General features: G+C 56.8%; 13 protein-coding genes. 8 read left to right on the forward strand and 5 right to left on the reverse strand.

Annotated elements, in window-relative coordinates:
* Positions 1-74: 74 nt before the first annotated feature.
* Both sbcC and sbcD read right to left on the reverse strand, forming a co-directional pair.
* Positions 75-3,215, reverse strand: a complete 3,141-nt coding sequence (gene sbcC, locus K7B04_RS10955; RefSeq protein WP_223804016.1) for an exonuclease subunit SbcC — start codon at positions 3,213-3,215, stop codon at positions 75-77.
* Positions 3,212-4,414, reverse strand: coding sequence for an exonuclease subunit SbcD (gene sbcD / locus K7B04_RS10960; RefSeq protein WP_223804017.1), 1,203 nt, complete (start codon positions 4,412-4,414; stop codon positions 3,212-3,214). The genes sbcC and sbcD overlap by 4 nt, the downstream gene beginning before the upstream one ends.
* 191 nt (positions 4,415-4,605) lie before the next feature.
* Here sbcD and phoB point away from each other — a divergent pair, with 191 nt between their 5' ends.
* The 5 genes from phoB (at position 4,606) to malZ (ending at position 11,793) form a co-directional block, all read left to right on the forward strand.
* Positions 4,606-5,295 (forward strand): phosphate response regulator transcription factor PhoB, encoded by a 690-nt coding sequence (phoB, locus tag K7B04_RS10965; protein WP_035895131.1) that lies wholly within the window; start codon positions 4,606-4,608, stop codon positions 5,293-5,295.
* 21 nt (positions 5,296-5,316) lie between these two features.
* Positions 5,317-6,612, forward strand: a complete 1,296-nt coding sequence (gene phoR / locus K7B04_RS10970; protein WP_223804018.1) for a phosphate regulon sensor histidine kinase PhoR — start codon at positions 5,317-5,319, stop codon at positions 6,610-6,612.
* 409 nt (positions 6,613-7,021) lie between these two features.
* Positions 7,022-8,341 carry a branched-chain amino acid transporter carrier protein BrnQ gene (gene brnQ / locus K7B04_RS10975; RefSeq protein ID WP_064547843.1) on the forward strand — a complete coding sequence of 440 codons (1,320 nt, stop codon included), beginning with the start codon at positions 7,022-7,024 and terminating at the stop codon, positions 8,339-8,341.
* Between the two features lie 127 nt (positions 8,342-8,468).
* On the forward strand, positions 8,469-9,821 hold the full coding sequence (gene proY, locus K7B04_RS10980) for a proline-specific permease ProY (protein WP_223804150.1): 1,353 nt from the start codon (positions 8,469-8,471) through the stop codon (positions 9,819-9,821).
* Positions 9,822-9,972: 151 nt separating this feature from the next.
* Positions 9,973-11,793 (forward strand): maltodextrin glucosidase, encoded by a 1,821-nt coding sequence (gene malZ, locus K7B04_RS10985; protein ID WP_223804019.1) that lies wholly within the window; start codon positions 9,973-9,975, stop codon positions 11,791-11,793.
* On the opposite strand, the gene K7B04_RS10990 is transcribed toward malZ, so the two are convergent.
* The gene (locus tag K7B04_RS10990; RefSeq protein ID WP_223804020.1) at positions 11,787-12,689 is read right to left on the reverse strand and encodes a LysR family transcriptional regulator; all 903 of its coding nucleotides are present in this window, start codon (positions 12,687-12,689) and stop codon (positions 11,787-11,789) included. The genes malZ and K7B04_RS10990 overlap by 7 nt on opposite strands.
* A 274-nt stretch (positions 12,690-12,963) precedes the next feature.
* Here K7B04_RS10990 and K7B04_RS10995 point away from each other — a divergent pair, with 274 nt between their 5' ends.
* From K7B04_RS10995 to K7B04_RS11005, 3 genes are read left to right on the forward strand one after another with little or no spacing between them, the layout of a single operon-like run.
* On the forward strand, positions 12,964-13,605 hold the full coding sequence (locus tag K7B04_RS10995) for a hydrolase (protein ID WP_003021513.1): 642 nt from the start codon (positions 12,964-12,966) through the stop codon (positions 13,603-13,605).
* 59 nt (positions 13,606-13,664) lie between these two features.
* The gene (locus K7B04_RS11000) at positions 13,665-14,207 is read left to right on the forward strand and encodes an antibiotic biosynthesis monooxygenase (protein WP_065357845.1); all 543 of its coding nucleotides are present in this window, start codon (positions 13,665-13,667) and stop codon (positions 14,205-14,207) included.
* A gap of 19 nt (positions 14,208-14,226) precedes the next feature.
* Positions 14,227-16,095, forward strand: a complete 1,869-nt coding sequence (locus tag K7B04_RS11005; protein WP_223804021.1) for an amidohydrolase — start codon at positions 14,227-14,229, stop codon at positions 16,093-16,095.
* A 58-nt stretch (positions 16,096-16,153) separates the two neighbouring features.
* Here the strand turns inward: K7B04_RS11005 and K7B04_RS11010 are convergent, their stop codons facing one another.
* On the reverse strand, positions 16,154-16,756 hold the full coding sequence (locus K7B04_RS11010) for a peroxiredoxin (RefSeq protein ID WP_064547849.1): 603 nt from the start codon (positions 16,754-16,756) through the stop codon (positions 16,154-16,156).
* A gap of 171 nt (positions 16,757-16,927) precedes the next feature.
* Positions 16,928-17,509 (reverse strand): ACP phosphodiesterase, encoded by a 582-nt coding sequence (gene acpH / locus K7B04_RS11015; protein WP_064547851.1) that lies wholly within the window; start codon positions 17,507-17,509, stop codon positions 16,928-16,930.
* Positions 17,510-17,525 lie beyond the last annotated feature (16 nt).

The raw sequence follows: 17,525 nt of genomic DNA on the forward strand, positions 1-17,525 counted from the left end.
AACCGTCTTGTGTTGTTGGTGAGGAAAGCAGCCGTTCTGCACGGTTTTCTCCCTCTCCAGGAGGGAGGGGAACCTCACTCCACGCTAAACATTTTATCCAGTCGGCTATACCCCAGCCCGTTGATTTTCTTCACCTTAATTTGCACCGGAATCCGCTCTTTCATCGCCTCAACGTGGCTGATCACGCCGATGATTTTGCCGCTGGCGTTCAGCGCATCGAGCGCATCGAGCGCGGTATCCAGCGTTTCGCTGTCGAGGGTGCCGAAGCCTTCATCGAGGAACAGTGAGTCAATACGGGTTTTGTGGCTGACCAGATCGGAGAGCGCCAGCGCCAGCGCGAGGCTGACGAGGAAGCTTTCGCCACCGGAGAGCGTGCGGGTATCGCGCACCGCGTCCGCCTGCCAGGTATCAACCACCTCTAATTCCAGCGCATCGCTGGCTTTACGTTGCAGCAGATAACGACCATGCAGGCGGCTGAGCTGTTCGTTGGCGAGCCACACCAGATTATCCAGCGTCAGTCCCTGGGCGAATTTACGGAATTTATCCCCCTCTTTGGAGCCAATGAGCGCATTTAAATGCGCCCAGTCTTCCAGCACGGCATTGGCTTTTTCAATCTCAACGAACAGTGACTGCTGCTGCTGGCGATTGTCGCTGTCCTGCTTGAGCTGCTGGCGCAGTTCGCCCTGGCGCTCGCTGTTTTCGCGAAGCTGGCGGGCAAGCTGCTGAAGCTGTTCCTGCACGTCGGCAAGGCTCAAATCGGCTGTCAGCGTTTCCGGGCGCACGGTCAAATGATGTTGCAACGCTTCCTGTACCTGTGCGGCGAGGGTCTGGCGCTGCTGGTGCTGCGTCTCCAGCGTCTGTTTGAGCTGTTCCAGACGCTGGCGTTCGCCGGCATCCAGTAACGCATCCAGAAATGCCTGTCGGTCCGGGAAGTGCGAGGCGGAAAGCTGCTGGTCGAAGGTCTGTTCCGCTTGCTGAAGACGCCCATTTTCCAGTTTTTCTTGTTGCTGGAGCGTTTGCCACTGGCTTTCCAGCGACACACAGTCATGATGCGCTTGTTGCCAGCCGTCAAGCGAGGCCTGCTGACCGTCGTCGGCATTTTCGGCGGTCGGTAGCGTTTCCAGCAGCGGTTGAATCAACGCCAGCTGCTGTTGAGTGCTCTGGAGCTGCGCCTGCTGCTGTTGCCACTGGGCTATCTCCGTTTCGCGCGCCGTCAGCCAACTGTTTTCATCGCCAGCGTCCGGTTGCGTCAGGCCAAAAGCCGTGAACGATTGATTAAGCGCGGCAGTGCGCTGCTCCTGTTCTTCGCGTAGCTGCGTTAGCTGCGCCTCAAGCTCGCGAAGCTGCTGTTCCAGCGTCAGGCGTTGTTGGTGCTGATAACGCTGCTGTTCGGCGTCATCCTGTGCGGCCAGCCAGCCGTTGATATCGTCAGACGGTTGCAGATCGATATGCAGATGCTGGAGCGTCTCCTGCCACTGGGAGGTAAGTGCTTGCTCCTGCTGAGAAAGCGATGCGAGCTCGTCATTTTCTTTCTGCTGCTGCTTTTGCAGTGTCTCCAGTTGGCCACGCAGCGCCGCGCCGTTTTCGGCCAGCTGCGAAACCTCTTTTTCCAGCGCATCGCGACGTGCTTTGTTGGCGTCCGGTTTTAAAGCCTGATATTCGGCCAGCGCCGGATGGCTGGTGGAACCGCACAGCGGACACGGCGCGCCCGGCTGGAGACGCGCGCGCTCGGCTTCCAGCTTAACGATGGTGTCTTCCAAATCGCAAATGGCCTTAACGTCGGCCAACTGCTGTTTTTTCTCTTTATAGACCAGACGCAGCGGGGTCAGTTCGGCGGTGATTTTCTCCAACTGCTGCTGGCGCTGCAGCTGAGCATCCATCAGTTGCTGTCGGCGGGCGTGTAGCGGGATAAACCGTGCGTGCAGGCTGCTGAGCTGCTGGCGCTGCGGGCGCGACGCCGCGTGTTCGGCAATTCGGGCGGCGACCTCTTCCTGGGTGAGCGTTAGCGTGGAAGGCGGTAGCTGGCTGAGCTGTGCCGCCAGCGCGTTCCGGCGCTGTTCCTGCGTTTGTTGCTGCGCACGTTCCCGCGTCTGCTGAGCAAACGCGCTGCGCCAGCCGGTTAGCTCGCCTTGCCAGCGCTGAATATGTTCATGCGCCTGCAGCCATTGTTGCTGTTGTTGCAGCGATTGCGTGAGCGTGGCGTGCTGGCGTTCCGCGCTGTAACGAATGCGATCTCGTTGGGTACGGGCTGCCTGTAAGCGAGTATTCACTTGCAGAACCTGCGCACGGGTTTTGGCCACCGTGGCGGCCTGTTCCTGCATCTGTGACCAGTGCGGGCGCAGCGCTTCAGCGGGCTGCGCGCGGCTCAGTACGGCAAGCTGCGGCTGCGCCGCTTCCAGCGCCTGCTGGGCTTCTTTCAACGCCAGCTGGGTTTTCTGCTCGTTTTGTTCCAGCTCCGTTCGGCGTGACAGCCATTGCTGATGTGTGAGGGCGATCGCCTGCTGTTGTTGCCACTGCTTTTCATCGGAAGTAAGCGCCTGCAAACTTTGTTGTAGGGACTGTTGCTGCTCTTCGCTCAGCAGTACCACACCGCTAGCCTGGGCCTGAAGCTTATCGAGGTCGTTACGCGCCTGCTTATGTTTTTCAAACACCTGCGCGGAAATCTGGCCGTAGATTTCGGTGCCGGTCAACTCTTCCAGCAGCTCGGCGCGCTCTTTCGGTTTGGCGTTGAGGAAGGCGGCAAACTGGCCCTGTGAAAGCAACATCGAGCGGGTAAAGCGGCCATAGTCCAGCCCGCTCAGCGACGCGGTCATCTCCAGCTTGTCTTTGACCTTATCCGCCAGAATTTGCCCGTCGGCGCAGCGTGCCAGTTCGACGCGCGGCGCCTGTAAATTACCATCCGGCTGGTTGCGCGCGCGGTTCTGGCTCCAGAAGGCGCGATAGGCAACCCCCTGTACCTCAAACTCGACTTCCGCCAGACACTCGGCGGTGTCGCGGGTCATCAGGTCATTTTGTGACTGCGAAACGGTATTGAGGCGCGGCGTCTCGTGGTACAGCGCCAGACAGATGGCGTCGAGCAGGGTGGTTTTGCCCGCGCCGGTGGGGCCGGTGATGGCAAACAGGCCGTTGCTGGCGAAAGGCTCCTGGGTGAAGTCGATTTTCCACTCGCCTTTGAGCGAGTTGAGGTTTTTCAGGCGCAGGCTGAGAATTTTCATGGTTGTTGTTCCTCGCCAAGGCTGTTTAGCGTTTCGTTAAACAGCGTTTGCAGGCGTTGCTGCTGCGGTTCCTCAAGCGTTTCCAGCGCCAGGCGGCGTTGGAACACCTCTTCAATACTCAGCTCGCTTAGGGTTTCACGCGTCTGACTTTCCAGAATGCGCTGGCGCTGCTCGCGGCTGCGGCGCACCAGCAGGACCTCGACCGGTAGATCGTCGGTGATGGCCTGGATTTTACGTTGAATGTCATGCAGATATTCGTCGCTGGTGATTTCGATATCGAGCCACGTGGTGGCCTCGGTATCGGTTTTCTCCCACGCCGCGAGCTGGGCGCTGATGCTGTCGAAATCGCCCTTGATCACCGCCAGCGCTTGCGTGATGGGGACGGTTAGCGGGGTCACTTCCGCCAGCTTGCCGTCGCTAAAGGTCACCAGATTCACGCTTTTCGCTTTGCCGGTTTCGTCAAAGCTTAACGGGAGAGGCGAGCCGCTGTAGCGGATATGCTCGCTGCCGCCGATTTTCTGCGCCCGGTGAATATGCCCCAGCGCGATGTAATCGGCTGGCGGGAAATTCTGCGCCGGGAAAGCATCCAGCGTGCCAATATAGATATCGCGCACCGCGTCGCTTTTGCTGGCGCCGACGGTGGTCAGATGGCCGCTGGCGATAATCGGCAGCGTCAGGTTGTCGCGTAGCTCGCAAGCCTGTTGATACTGCTGCTGATAGTAATCAGTGATGCTTTCCAGTACCTGACGTACTTTTTCATTGCCAGAAAGCCCCGCCTGGCTGGTGATGATGTCGCGCGGACGCAGAAACGGCACCGGGCAGAACACTGCGCCGGGCGTGCCGTCGCGCTGATTCAGAATAAACGGCGCGTGGCCGGCGTTGGCAATCACCGTGGTGTTGAGGAATGACAGAATATCGCGCGATTCGTTAAGTGTCGCCACCGAGTCATGGTTGCCCGCCAGCACTACCAGATGGCAGCCCGTTTGCTGAAGATTGACCACAAACCGGTTATACAGCTCGCGCGCATAGCTTGGCGGCGAACCGGTATCGAAGATGTCGCCCGCGACGATAATCGCGTCTACGCGCTCCGCCTCGGCGGTGGTCAGCAGCCAGCGCAGAAAGGCATCGTGTTCGGCCGCGCGGCTCTTGCTGTAGAAGTTCTGGCCGAGGTGCCAGTCCGAGGTATGGATAATGCGCATAGCGATTCCGTAAGAAGTGACGTAAAGTTGATTATAAACATTCACCTACGCTGGGGTCGATGAGCGCGTATGGCGCGTGTCATAAACGGTTAAGCGCGATCATCAAACGGTCATGTTTATCATAAAACTGTCATAAATCTGACGCATAATGACGCCGTATATAATACTGATGTCTAAAAACAGGGCAAATAATGGCAAGACGTATTCTGGTCGTTGAAGATGAAGCGCCAATCCGCGAAATGGTTTGTTTCGTGCTGGAACAAAACGGTTTTCAGCCGGTAGAAGCGGAAGATTACGATACCGCAGTGAGTAAACTGAATGAACCCTGGCCCGACCTTATTCTGCTCGACTGGATGTTACCGGGCGGTTCGGGGCTGCAATTTATTAAGCATATCAAACGTGAAGCCTTAACCCGCGATATTCCGGTGGTGATGCTAACCGCCCGCGGTGAAGAGGAAGATCGAGTGCGCGGCCTGGAGACGGGCGCGGATGATTACATTACTAAGCCATTCTCGCCGAAAGAGCTGGTCGCGCGCATTAAAGCCGTGATGCGGCGTATTTCCCCGATGGCGGTGGAAGAGGTGATCGAGATGCAGGGCCTGAGCCTCGACCCCACTTCCCATCGCGTGATGACAGGTGAAAATCCCCTCGATATGGGGCCGACTGAATTTAAGCTATTACACTTCTTTATGACTCACCCGGAGCGCGTGTACAGCCGAGAACAGCTGCTGAACCACGTCTGGGGCACTAACGTGTATGTGGAAGACCGCACCGTCGACGTTCATATTCGTCGTTTGCGTAAGGCGCTGGAGCACAGCGGCCACGATCGTATGGTGCAAACCGTTCGCGGTACGGGCTATCGTTTCTCTGCCCGATTCTAATTTTTGACAGGAGAGTGACGCGTGCTGGAACGGCTGTCATGGAAAAGGCTGGCCCTGGAGCTGCTATTATGTTGTCTCCCGGCTGTCGTACTGGGACTGATTTTTGGTTATCTGCCGTGGTTTTTACTGGCGGCAGTGACCGGCCTGCTGATCTGGCATTTCTGGAATCTGTTGCGTTTGTCGTGGTGGCTGTGGGTCGATAGAAGTATGACGCCGCCGCCGGGTCGCGGCAGCTGGGAGCCGCTGCTGTACGGGCTTAACCAGATGCAGTTGCGTAATAAAAAACGTCGCCGCGAGCTGGGAAATCTGATTAAACGATTTCGTAGCGGCGCCGAGTCGCTGCCAGACGCCGTGGTGTTGACCACGGAAGAAGGGGCGATCTTCTGGTGTAATGGCCTCGCCCAGCAGCTGCTGGGGCTTCGCTGGCCCGACGATAGCGGGCAGAACATCCTCAACCTGCTGCGTTACCCCGAATTTACCCAACACCTCAAAAAGCGCGATTTTCTCAAGCCGCTGCATCTGGTGCTGAATAACGGTCGCCATCTGGAAATCCGCATTATGCCGTATACCGACCGTCAGCTGCTGATGGTGGCGCGCGACGTGACGCAGATGCACCAGTTGGAAGGGGCACGGCGGAATTTCTTCGCCAACGTTAGCCACGAGTTACGTACGCCGCTCACCGTGCTGCAAGGTTATCTGGAGATGATGCACGAGCAGGTGCTGGAAGGGAAAGTGCGTGAAAAAGCGCTGCACACCATGCGCGAGCAGACCCAGCGCATGGAAGGGTTGGTCAGGCAGCTGTTAACGCTGTCGAAGATTGAAGCCTCGCCGACGCTCGCGCTGAATGAAAAAATCGACGTACCGATGATGCTGCGGGTGGTCGAGCGTGAAGCGCAGACGCTGAGCCAGCAGAAGCATCAGTTCCGCTTTGAAGTGGATGAAACGCTGAAGGTGCTGGGCAATGAGGATCAACTGCGTAGCGCGATGTCGAATCTGGTCTATAACGCCGTCAATCATACGCCGGAAGGCACGTTGATTACGGTGCGCTGGCAGCGAGCGCCGCACGGGGCGCTGTTTAGCGTCGAAGATAACGGGCCAGGTATCGCGCCAGAGCATCTGCCAAGGCTGACCGAACGCTTTTATCGCGTGGATAAAGCGCGCTCCAGGCAGACCGGCGGCAGTGGGCTGGGGTTAGCGATTGTGAAACATGCCGTCAGCCACCACGACAGTCGCCTGGAGATTAGCAGTGAAGTCGGCAAGGGATCGTGCTTTAGCTTCCTGCTGCCGGAACGTTTAATTGCCAAAAACAGCGACTGATCGCCAGCTTGTCATCTTAACTTTCCACAGACCAGCCCCGGCTGGTCTGTTTGCTTTGCAGTCAAGGAAACGCTGCCTGATTAACGAACGTCTGGTTGTTTTTTGTTCGCATGATTAGCCGGATGTTTTTCTTAAATCCAGTTAATAAGTCTGGCTATTAATTGAGTATCAATATAATCATCTGGTTTTGCGATCCCGTGTTGCTTTAAAACGTTATAAGCGTTTAAATTGGCCCCCATACGGTCGTAAACAGACTGTTTATACGCGGTAAATCAAAAAACTATTCTTATTTACTCCGCGAAGGGAGCATATCCCTCTGAGTTTATCGTTGGTTTGCTCTGTATCATTCCGCTGAATCCATTGCGATAAATTTGTTTTACAACACCACATCCACAGGCAGTAGTTACATATGACCCATCAATTAAAATCGCGTGACATCATCGCTCTGGGCTTTATGACCTTTGCGTTGTTTGTTGGCGCAGGTAACATCATTTTTCCTCCTATGGTTGGTCTGCAGGCCGGTCCTCACGTCTGGACCGCGGCGATTGGCTTTCTGATTACTGCTGTGGGTCTTCCGGTGCTTACCGTGGTCGCGCTCGCAAAAGTGGGCGGCGGCGTTGATAGCCTGAGCACGCCAATCGGCAAAGTGGCGGGCGTGCTGCTTGCCACCGTCTGCTACCTGGCGGTTGGGCCGCTGTTTGCTACGCCGCGTACCGCGACCGTCTCGTTTGAAATTGGTATTGCGCCGCTGACCGGTAGCGGTGAGCTGCCGCTGTTTATCTATAGCCTTATCTATTTTGCGCTGGTGATTCTGGTCTCGCTGTATCCGGGCAAGCTGCTCGATACCGTCGGCAACTTCCTGGCGCCGCTGAAAATTCTGGCGCTGATTGTGCTGGCCGTTGCTGCGGTTATCTGGCCCGCAGGCCCGATCAGCCATGCGTTGGATGCCTATGAAACCGCCGCGTTTTCTAATGGTTTCGTTAACGGTTACCTGACCATGGATACGCTTGGCGCGATGGTCTTCGGGATTGTTATCGTCAATGCCGCGCGTTCTCGCGGTGTGACGGAAGCGCGTTTACTGACTCGCTACACTATCTGGGCTGGCCTGATGGCCGGCGTCGGCTTGACGCTGCTGTATCTGGCGCTGTTCCGCCTGGGTTCTGACAGCGCGATTCTGGTCGATCAGAACGCCAACGGCGCGGCCATCCTGCATGCTTACGTTCAGCACACTTTCGGTGGTGCCGGGAGCTTCCTGCTGGCGGCGCTGATCTTCATCGCCTGTCTGGTGACCGCGGTTGGCCTGACCTGCGCTTGTGCCGAGTTCTTCGCTCAGTACCTGCCGTTCTCCTACCGTACGCTGGTGTTTATCCTTGGTTTGTTCTCAATGGCGGTATCAAATCTGGGGCTGAGCCATCTGATTCAGATTTCGATTCCGGTGCTGACGGCCATCTATCCACCGTGTATCGCACTTGTAGTACTCAGCTTTACGCGTAATTGGTGGCATAATTCGGGCCGCGTTATTGCACCACCGATGTTCATCAGCCTTGTTTTTGGTATCCTTGACGGGATTAAAGCCTCTGCGTTCGCAGACGTGCTGCCGGGGTGGGCCGCTCGTCTGCCGCTGGCCGAGCAAGGTCTGGCATGGCTGATGCCGACGGTCGTTATGGCGGTTCTGGCGATTGTCTGGGACCGTATGGCGGGTCGTCAGGTGACATCAAGCGCGCATTAATTCGCGTCGCAGAGTCAGGTGTTTTAACCACGGAACGTGATGTTCCGTGGTTTTTTATTTTGGGTACTTTCACCTAAGTCGTTCGCGGTGACGCGGGGATGATGGGTATGACATGGCACTGGAAACGATGGAAAACAACAAGCTGAAGCGCGGGTTAAGCACCCGACACATTCGCTTTATGGCCCTCGGATCGGCAATTGGTACGGGGCTGTTTTACGGCTCCGCCGACGCCATCAAGATGGCCGGGCCAAGCGTGCTGCTGGCCTATATTATCGGCGGCGTGGCCGCTTATATCATTATGCGTGCACTGGGCGAGATGTCGGTGCATAACCCGTCGGCCAGCTCGTTTTCCCGCTATGCGCAGGAAAACCTCGGCCCACTGGCGGGCTATATTACCGGCTGGACCTACTGCTTTGAGATTTTGATTGTCGCCATTGCCGACGTCACCGCGTTCGGCATTTATATGGGCGTCTGGTTCCCGGCGGTGCCGCACTGGATCTGGGTGCTCAGCGTGGTGCTGATTATCTGCGCCATTAACCTGATGAGCGTGAAGGTATTTGGCGAGCTGGAGTTCTGGTTCTCCTTCTTCAAGGTCGCCACTATTATCATCATGATTGTGGCCGGTTTTGGCATCATTATCTGGGGCATCGGCAACGGTGGGCAGCCTACGGGTATTCATAACCTGTGGAGCAACGGCGGCTTCTTCAGCAACGGTTGGCTCGGCATGGTGATGTCATTGCAGATGGTGATGTTCGCCTACGGCGGTATCGAAATTATCGGGATTACCGCCGGGGAAGCGAAAGACCCGGAGAAATCCATTCCGCGCGCCATCAACTCCGTGCCGATGCGTATTCTGGTGTTCTACGTGGGTACGCTGTTCGTGATTATGTCTATCTACCCGTGGAACCAGGTGGGTACTGATGGTAGCCCGTTTGTGCTGACTTTCCAGCATATGGGGATTACCTTCGCGGCCAGTATTCTTAACTTCGTGGTGCTGACGGCGTCGCTGTCGGCGATTAACTCCGACGTGTTCGGCGTAGGCCGTATGCTGCACGGCATGGCCGAGCAGGGCAGCGCGCCGAAAGTGTTTGCGAAAACCTCGCGCCGCGGTATTCCGTGGGTGACGGTGATGGTGATGACCATCGCGCTGCTGTTTGCGGTGTACCTGAACTACATCATGCCGGAAAACGTCTTCCTGGTGATCGCGTCGCTGGCCACCTTCGCCACCGTGTGGGTGTGGATTATGATTCTGCTGTCGCAGGTGGCGTTCCGTCGCCGTCTGTCGGCAGATGAAGTCAAAGCGCTGAAGTTTAAGGTGCCGGGCGGCGTCGCCACCACGATTGTGGGGCTGGTGTTCCTGGTCTTTATCATCAGCCTGATTGGCTATCACCCGGATACGCGCATCTCGCTGTACGTTGGTTTTGCGTGGATTGTCCTGCTGCTGGTGGGGTGGATGTTTAAAACCCGCCGCAGTCGCTAATCATCGCGAACGTTGTTAAACCCGGCCTTGCGCCGGGTTTTTTGTCTGTGCTATCTGCGCCCCCGTCCTCCTCCCTACAAAAAAGTGTGAAAGAGGATTAGAGGGGCAGGGACGTATGGCAAGGTGTGCTCATTTTGATGATAGGGGATAGATGATGTTAAACGCCTGGCACCTTCCGGTTGCGCCCTTTATTAAGCAGCGGCAGGATAAACTGATTATCACGCTGTGGCTGCGCGGCGATGACCTTCCGCAGCGGGTGACGATGCGCGCGGAAGTGGACAACGAAGAGACAACGGTGCCCATGCGCCGTAGCGGTAAATCGCCTGTAGCTGATGTTGTGCAGTGGCGTGCTGAAATCGCGCTGCACGAGGGCCAGCCGCGACGTCGCTATGCGTTTAAGCTGTTGTGGAGTGACCGCCAATTATGGTTCGCGCCAAAAGGTTTGAGCGCCTTCCCGCCAGCCAAGCTGGAACTCTTTGCCTATGATTGCCCGGATGACAGCCCGCAGTGGGTAAGCGAGCAGATTTTCTACCAGATCTTCCCCGACCGTTTCGCGCGTAGTCAGAAGCGCAGCGAGCAGCAGGACAAGGTCTATCATCATCATGCCGCCGGGCACGACATTATCCTGCGCGACTGGGATGAACCATTGACCGCCGAAGCCGGCGGCTCGACCTTCTACGGCGGCGATCTTGACGGTATCAGCGAGAAGCTGCCGTACCTCAAGGCGTTGGGCGTAACCGCGTTGTACCTGAATCCGGTCTTCACCGCGCCGAGCGTGCACAAGTACGATACCGAAAATTACCGGGAAGTGGATCCGCAGTTTGGCGGTAACGATGCGCTGCTGCGCCTGCGGCACAACACGCAGCGTGAAGGCATGCGGCTGATACTCGACGGCGTCTTCAACCACAGCGGCGACACACATGCCTGGTTCGACCGACATCACCGCGGCGACAACGGCGCGTGCCATGATGCGAGCTCTCCGTGGCGGGATCGCTACAGTTTTTCTGCCGAAGGCAAGGCGCTGGATTGGTTAGGCTATTCCAGCCTCCCTAAGCTCGACTATCAGTCATCAACGTTGATTGACGAAATCTACGGCGGCGAGGACAGCATTGTGCGTCACTGGCTGAAAGCGCCATGGAACATGGACGGCTGGCGGCTGGATGTGGTGCATATGCTCGGCGAAGCAGGGGGAGCGAAGAACAACCTCAAGCACGTTGCGGCGATAACGCAGTCGGCGAAAGCGGCACGTCCGGATGCCTTCGTTTTCGGTGAACACTTTGGTGATGCGCGGCAGTGGTTGCAGCAGGATGCGGAAGATTCGGCGATGAACTATCGCGGCTTTACCTTTCCGCTGTGGGGGTTCCTCGCCAACACTGATATTTCATACGACCCGCAGAAAATCGATGCGCAAACCTGCATGGCGTGGATGGAGGATTACCGCGCCGGGCTGTCCCATCAGCAGCAGCTGCGCATGTTTAACCAGCTTGATAGCCACGATACCGCGCGTTTTAAATCGCTGCTCGGTCGTGAAGTGGCGCGTCTGCCGCTGGCGGTGGTGTGGTTGTTCTGCTGGCCCGGCGTGCCGTGTATCTATTACGGTGATGAAGTGGGTCTGGATGGCAATAACGATCCCTTCTGCCGCAAGCCGTTCCCGTGGAATGAAAGCCAGCAGGACCAAACGCTGCTGGCGCTGTATCAGCGCTTAGCCGCGTTGCGTAAAGCGACACCCGCCCTGCGCCACGGTGGATGTCAGGTGCTGTACGCCGAAGGCGATGTGGTGGTATTCCTGCGCGTAATGGGCGCGGAACGTGTGCTGGTGGCGATTAACCGCGGGGAATCCTGTGAGGTGACGCTGCCGATATCGCCGCTGCTTGCTGTGGGGGAGTGGAAGCGCCGGGAAGGGGAAGGGCAACAGGCTGATGCCACGCTGTCTCTCCCGGCAATTTCCGCCACGGTGTGGACCGCTCATTGATACAGGCGAGCAATCTCAGCGCTGGCCAGCAGGATTTCCCGCCACCAGCGCTGAGCTAAGCCATCGCTACCGTTACGCCATGCCATATAGGCAACATCCTTCTGACGGAAAGAGATAACCGATTTTTCGACCAGCTCGCCGGTGCTAAGCCACGGGCTGGCGATATGTCGGGGGAGAAAACCACAGCCGATGCCGGCGCGAAGCAGCATCACCTTGCTATTAAAATCGTCAACACGAATTTGCGGCTGCTCGTCCATCAGATTGGTTTGCAGTGGGTGGCAATAGCGTGCACTGTCGCTGATGATCACCGCGCGGTGCAGGCACAGTTGTTCATTGGTTAAGTCTTCCGGCACCGCGGCAAGCGGGTGATTGGGGGAAACGACGAAAACATTGTCCAGCGTGCCGAGCATATGGTAGGACCAGGCCGCAGATGTCGGCGGCTCGTTGATGGCGCCGAGTATGATATCCGCGCCGTTATGCGTCAGCTCTTCCCAGGAACCGGCCAGCGTATGGTGGGTGAAATTGAGGCGTGTTTGCCTGTTCAGCGCATAAAAGGCTTCGATGTGCGGCAGTAGGGCGGCAAAAGGAAATGAGTCATCCAGCGCAATCGCTAACTCCTTCTCCCAGCCCGCGCTCAGCTGCAGCGCCTGTTTTTCCAGATCTTTTGCCGCATTCAGCAGGAGCCGCCCCTTTTCCAGCACCATACGTCCGGTATCGGTGAATTTTGCCCGATGCCCGGAGCGATCGAGCAGTTCGATACTCAGATCGCTTTCCAGCTTCTGGATCATATAACTCAGGGCGGCGGGTGTTTTAAACAGTGATTCCGCCGCCGCGGCGAAGGTACCGTGTTTGTCGATAGCGTCAAGGATCAGTAAGACGTCGAGATTAATGCGCATAAGAAAAAAATATCCTGAAAAATAAACCACTCAGTTGTAACGAATAGGGAAAAACAATGCTAGTGAATAAATTAGATGAAACCTGCGCATTTTTTTGATTCATGAATGAGATTCATCGTAATAAGAAAATAATACCGTCACAGGATGGTAAGTTTTCTTTAATAACTTGTTAGAAATTTCCCGCTATACTCAACAGGCTTTCTGATTCAGGATCCTGCTGCTGACGGCAGTGTAAGACCGTTGCCTTTTAACTTATTGATTAAGAAGGTGTGTTATGTCTATTCGGGAACTGATTGACCCTCAAAACTCTACTCTTATTTTTATTGACCATCAGCCGCAAATGTCTTTTGGCGTGGCAAATATCGATCGTCAAACGCTGAAAAATAATACCGTAGCGTTAGCGAAAGCCGGGAAAATATTTAATGTTCCGGTTATTTATACTTCCGTGGAAACCAAAAGTTTCAGTGGCTACATTTGGCCTGAATTGCTTGCTGTACACCCTGATGTAAAGCCTATCGAACGAACCTCCATGAACTCCTGGGAAGACGCTGCGTTTGTTAAAGCGGTGGAAGCCACCGGGCGTAAAAAGCTGATTATTTCCGCGCTGTGGACTGAAGTTTGCCTGACCTTCCCGGCCCTGATGGCGCTGGAAGCTGGCTATGAAGTCTATGTGGTGACCGACACTTCTGGCGGTACCTCCGTTGACGCTCATGAGCGTTCAATTGACCGCATGGTACAGGCTGGCGCAGTGCCGGTAACCTGGCAGCAGGTTCTGCTCGAGTACCAGCGCGACTGGTCGCGCAAAGAGACCTACGATGCGGTGATGGATCTGGTACGTGAACACAGCGGCGCTTACGGGATGGGCGTGGATTACGCCTACACCATGGTGCATGGCGCACCTGAACGTAAAGCCTAAGGTGAGGATGCCGACGGGGCCTCTCCCCGTCGGTTGGTCAGCGCAAGGAACCTATCGTCATGACGCAAAAGCACGTCACGCTGGTGATTACTCACGCCATTCGCCCTGAACACGTCGCACAATATGAAGCCTGGCTGGGCGAAATTATGCCCGTGGCGGCGAGCTACCCCGGCCACCTGGGCGCGAACGTGATTCGCCCGGTCGACGGGCAGACGGCGTGGAATATTATTATTCGCTTTGACACCCTCGAGCATCTTTACGCCTGGACTCAGTCTGACGTCCGTCGCCAGCTGGTTAATGAGATTGCGCCATTGCTCGGTGAAGGCGATCACACTGAAATTCGTACCGAACCCGCCTTCTGGTTTACGCCGCCCGCAGCGCATGTCCGCCAGCCGAAACGCTGGAAACAGTTTCTGATAACGCTGCTGGTGATTTTCCCCAGTACTAACCTGGTGCCCGCCATTACCGGCGCGCTGCTGCCCTCGTTAAAGGGAACCTTGTTGCTGCATTTTCTCAACGATGCCTGTGTGGTCGCGCTGGTGGTCTGGTTCTGGATGCCCATCGTGACCCGCCTGTTTGCCGGCTGGCTAAAAAAAGCCTGAGCTGGCCAAGGAGAACGTTATGTCACAAACAGCCACACTGATCTTAACTCAGGGGCAGATTCATACCCTGGACCCGCAACAGCCGCGCGCCGAAGCGGTGGCGATCGCCGATGGCAAAATCCTCGCTGTCGGTAGCGACGCGCAGATGTTGTCTTATGCGGGCGAAGGCACGCAGATTATCGACCTTCATGGCCACACCGTGGTGCCAGGGCTTAACGACTCGCACCTGCACTTGATTCGCGGCGGTCTGAACTACAATCTTGAACTGCGCTGGGAAGGCGTGCCGTCGCTGGCGGATGCGCTACGAATGCTGAAAGAGCAGGCCGACCGTACGCCGTCGCCGCAGTGGGTGCGCGTTGTTGGCGGCTGGAGCGAGTTCCAGTTCGCCGAACGCCGTATGCCGACGCTGGAAGAGCTGAATGAAGCCGCGCCGGATACGCCGGTGTTTGTGCTGCACCTCTACGATCGCGCGTTGCTCAACCGCGCGGCGCTGAAAGCCGTCGGCTATACCAAAGAGACGCCGGCACCGGCGGGCGGCGAGATCGTTCGCGATAACAACGGCAACCCCACCGGGATGCTGATCGCTAAACCAAACGCCATGATCCTTTACGCTACGCTGGCGAAAGGGCCGAAACTGCCGCTGGAGCAGCAGGTGAACTCTACCCGCCAGTTTATGCGCGAACTCAACCGGCTGGGCCTGACCAGCGCCATCGACGCGGGCGGCGGTTTCCAGAACTACCCGGAAGATTACGAAATTATCGAACAGCTGCATGCTAACAAGCAGATGACCATTCGTATCGCCTACAACCTGTTTACCCAGCGTCCGAAGCAGGAGCTGGACGACTTTGAGCGCTGGACCGATATGCTCAAGCCGGGGCAGGGTACGGATTTTTATCGTGCCAACGGGGCGGGGGAGATGCTGGTATTTTCGGCTGCTGATTTTGAAGACTTCCTGCAGCCGCGTCCGGATCTGCCGCCAGGGATGGAAGACGAGCTGGAACGCGTGGTGCGTCATCTGGTCGAGCACCGCTGGCCGTTCCGCCTGCATGCCACCTATGATGAATCCATCAGCCGCATGCTCGATGTGTTTGAAAAAGTGAACCGCGAAATTCCGTTTAACGGTCTGCACTGGTTCTTTGACCACGCCGAGACCATTACCGAACGTAATATCGAACGAGTGAAAGCGCTGGGGGGCGGCATTGCGGTGCAGCACCGGATGGCTTTCCAGGGGGAATACTTTGTCGATCGCTACGGGAAAGACGCGGTAAAACACACGCCGCCGGTGGCGAAGATGCTGGAGATGGAGGTGCCGGTTGGTCTCGGTACCGATGCGACGCGTGTGGCGAGCTATAACCCGTGGACGGCGCTGTACTGGCTGGTATCCGGGCGAACCGTGGGCGGGTTGGCGATGTACGACGACGAAAATCGCCTGCCGCGCGACGTGGCGCTGGAGCTGTGGACGGCGGGTAGCGCCTGGTTCTCCAGCGAGCAGGGCAAAAAAGGTCGTATAGCCGCCGGGCAACTGGCGGATCTGGTGGCGTTGTCGAAGGATTACTTCAGCGTACCGGAAGAGGAGATTAAGGGGATTGAGTCAGTAATGACGATTGTCGATGGCCGCGTGGTGTACGCCGCCGGGCACTTTACCCCCCTGGCGCCGCCGCCCATTCCGGTGCTGCCGGAGTGGTCTCCGGTGGTCAAAGTGCCGGGACACTACCGTTCAGCGCCTCCGGGATCCGATCATATCGGCGCGGTAGTGCAGATGCACCAGTGCTGCGGCAGCTGCGGCGTGCATGGGCATCAGCACGATCTGGCGCGTAAATCCGGCGTGCCGGTATCTGATGACCGCGCCTTCTGGGGCGCGCTGGGTTGTTCCTGCTTCTCGTTCTAATCTTTCGATAACAAAAAGGCTCGCAAAATGCGAGCCTTTTTAGCAGAACGCGAGCCGATTACAGGCTGGAGACGTTCTCGCTCAGGTATTTAGCCACGCCGTCCGGAGAAGCGTTCATGCCTTCTTTCCCTTTTTCCCACTGCGCCGGGCACACTTCGCCGTGCTGCTCGTGGAACTGCAGCGCATCAACCATACGCAGCATTTCGTCGATGTTACGGCCCAGCGGCAGGTCGTTAACCACCTGGTGGCGAACAACACCGTTAGCGTCGATCAGGAAGGAGCCGCGCAGCGCAACGCCTTCGTCCGGGTGTTCGATACCGTAAGCTTTCTGGATTTCGCGCTTAACGTCAGCAACCATTGCGTATTTCACTGCACCGATGCCGCCTTTGTCGACCGGGGTGTTACGCCATGCGTTGTGAACGAATTCGGAGTCAAAGGAGACGCCAACCACTTCAACGCCGCGCTTCTGGAACTCTTCGTAACGTTTGTCGAAGGCGATCAGCTCAGACGGGCAGACGAAGGTGAAGTCCATCGGCCAGAAGAACAGAACGGTAGCTTTACCCTGGGTGTGCTGTTTGAAATTGAATTTCTCAACGATTTCACCGTTGCCCAGTACCGCAGCTGCGGTGAAGTCAGGCGCTTGACGAGTAACCAGAACCATGGGGTTCTCCTTTGAATTTATAAGGTTAATGGAACGCAACGCGGGCCAGTATAGGGAGGGTAAGCGGCTAATACAAAAAGGCTATGACGATTAATTGATTAGGTTTTACCTATCAATAATTTATTTTTTCCAAGTTTTTAAGAATAGCGCTTCCCGGCCAGAGCGCAAGGCCTACAGCGCTTTGTTTTTCGCCTGGCGCATCATTTGCGGATAAAACTGCCAGAAGCGGGTCTCCAGGGCGGCATAGTGGGCATCGAGATCGTGCCATGAATCACGTAGCGCATCGAGTTTAGGCCGGCGGCTGGCCATGCCGTTCAGCACGCGCTGGATAAACGCCATCTCGCCATAGCGCTCAAGCCAGCGTTCCGACCACAGGTGCTCGTTCAGGGTAATAAAGCGCGCCGGAGCCTGGGGCAGAATAGTGATGACCTGCTCATGGGCATAGCGAACAAAATCGGGCAGGGCGATATCGGGCGAAATTTGCGCCCAGTGGCGGGAGAGAAAGTGGTCCCACATCACGTCAAGGGTGATTGGCGCGACCCGGCGCGTCTCGGGACGAAACCACTCGCGGGCCTCTTTCACCTGCGGTAGGTTGTCGGTCATCACGTCGATGCGGCGATGCAGATGAATACCGTCAACAATGGCGGCCGGATAGTCCTGCTGCGGGTTGCCGCGCACAAAATCGGCCAGCAGATTGCCCGACAGCGAGCTGTCGGCGAGGTGTGCGAGATGCAGGTGAGCGAGAAAATTCATGGTTTACTGTTTATCC

The sequence above is a fragment of the Kluyvera sp. CRP genome, from assembly GCF_019930565.1.
GTDB lineage: Bacteria > Pseudomonadota > Gammaproteobacteria > Enterobacterales > Enterobacteriaceae > Kluyvera > Kluyvera georgiana_A.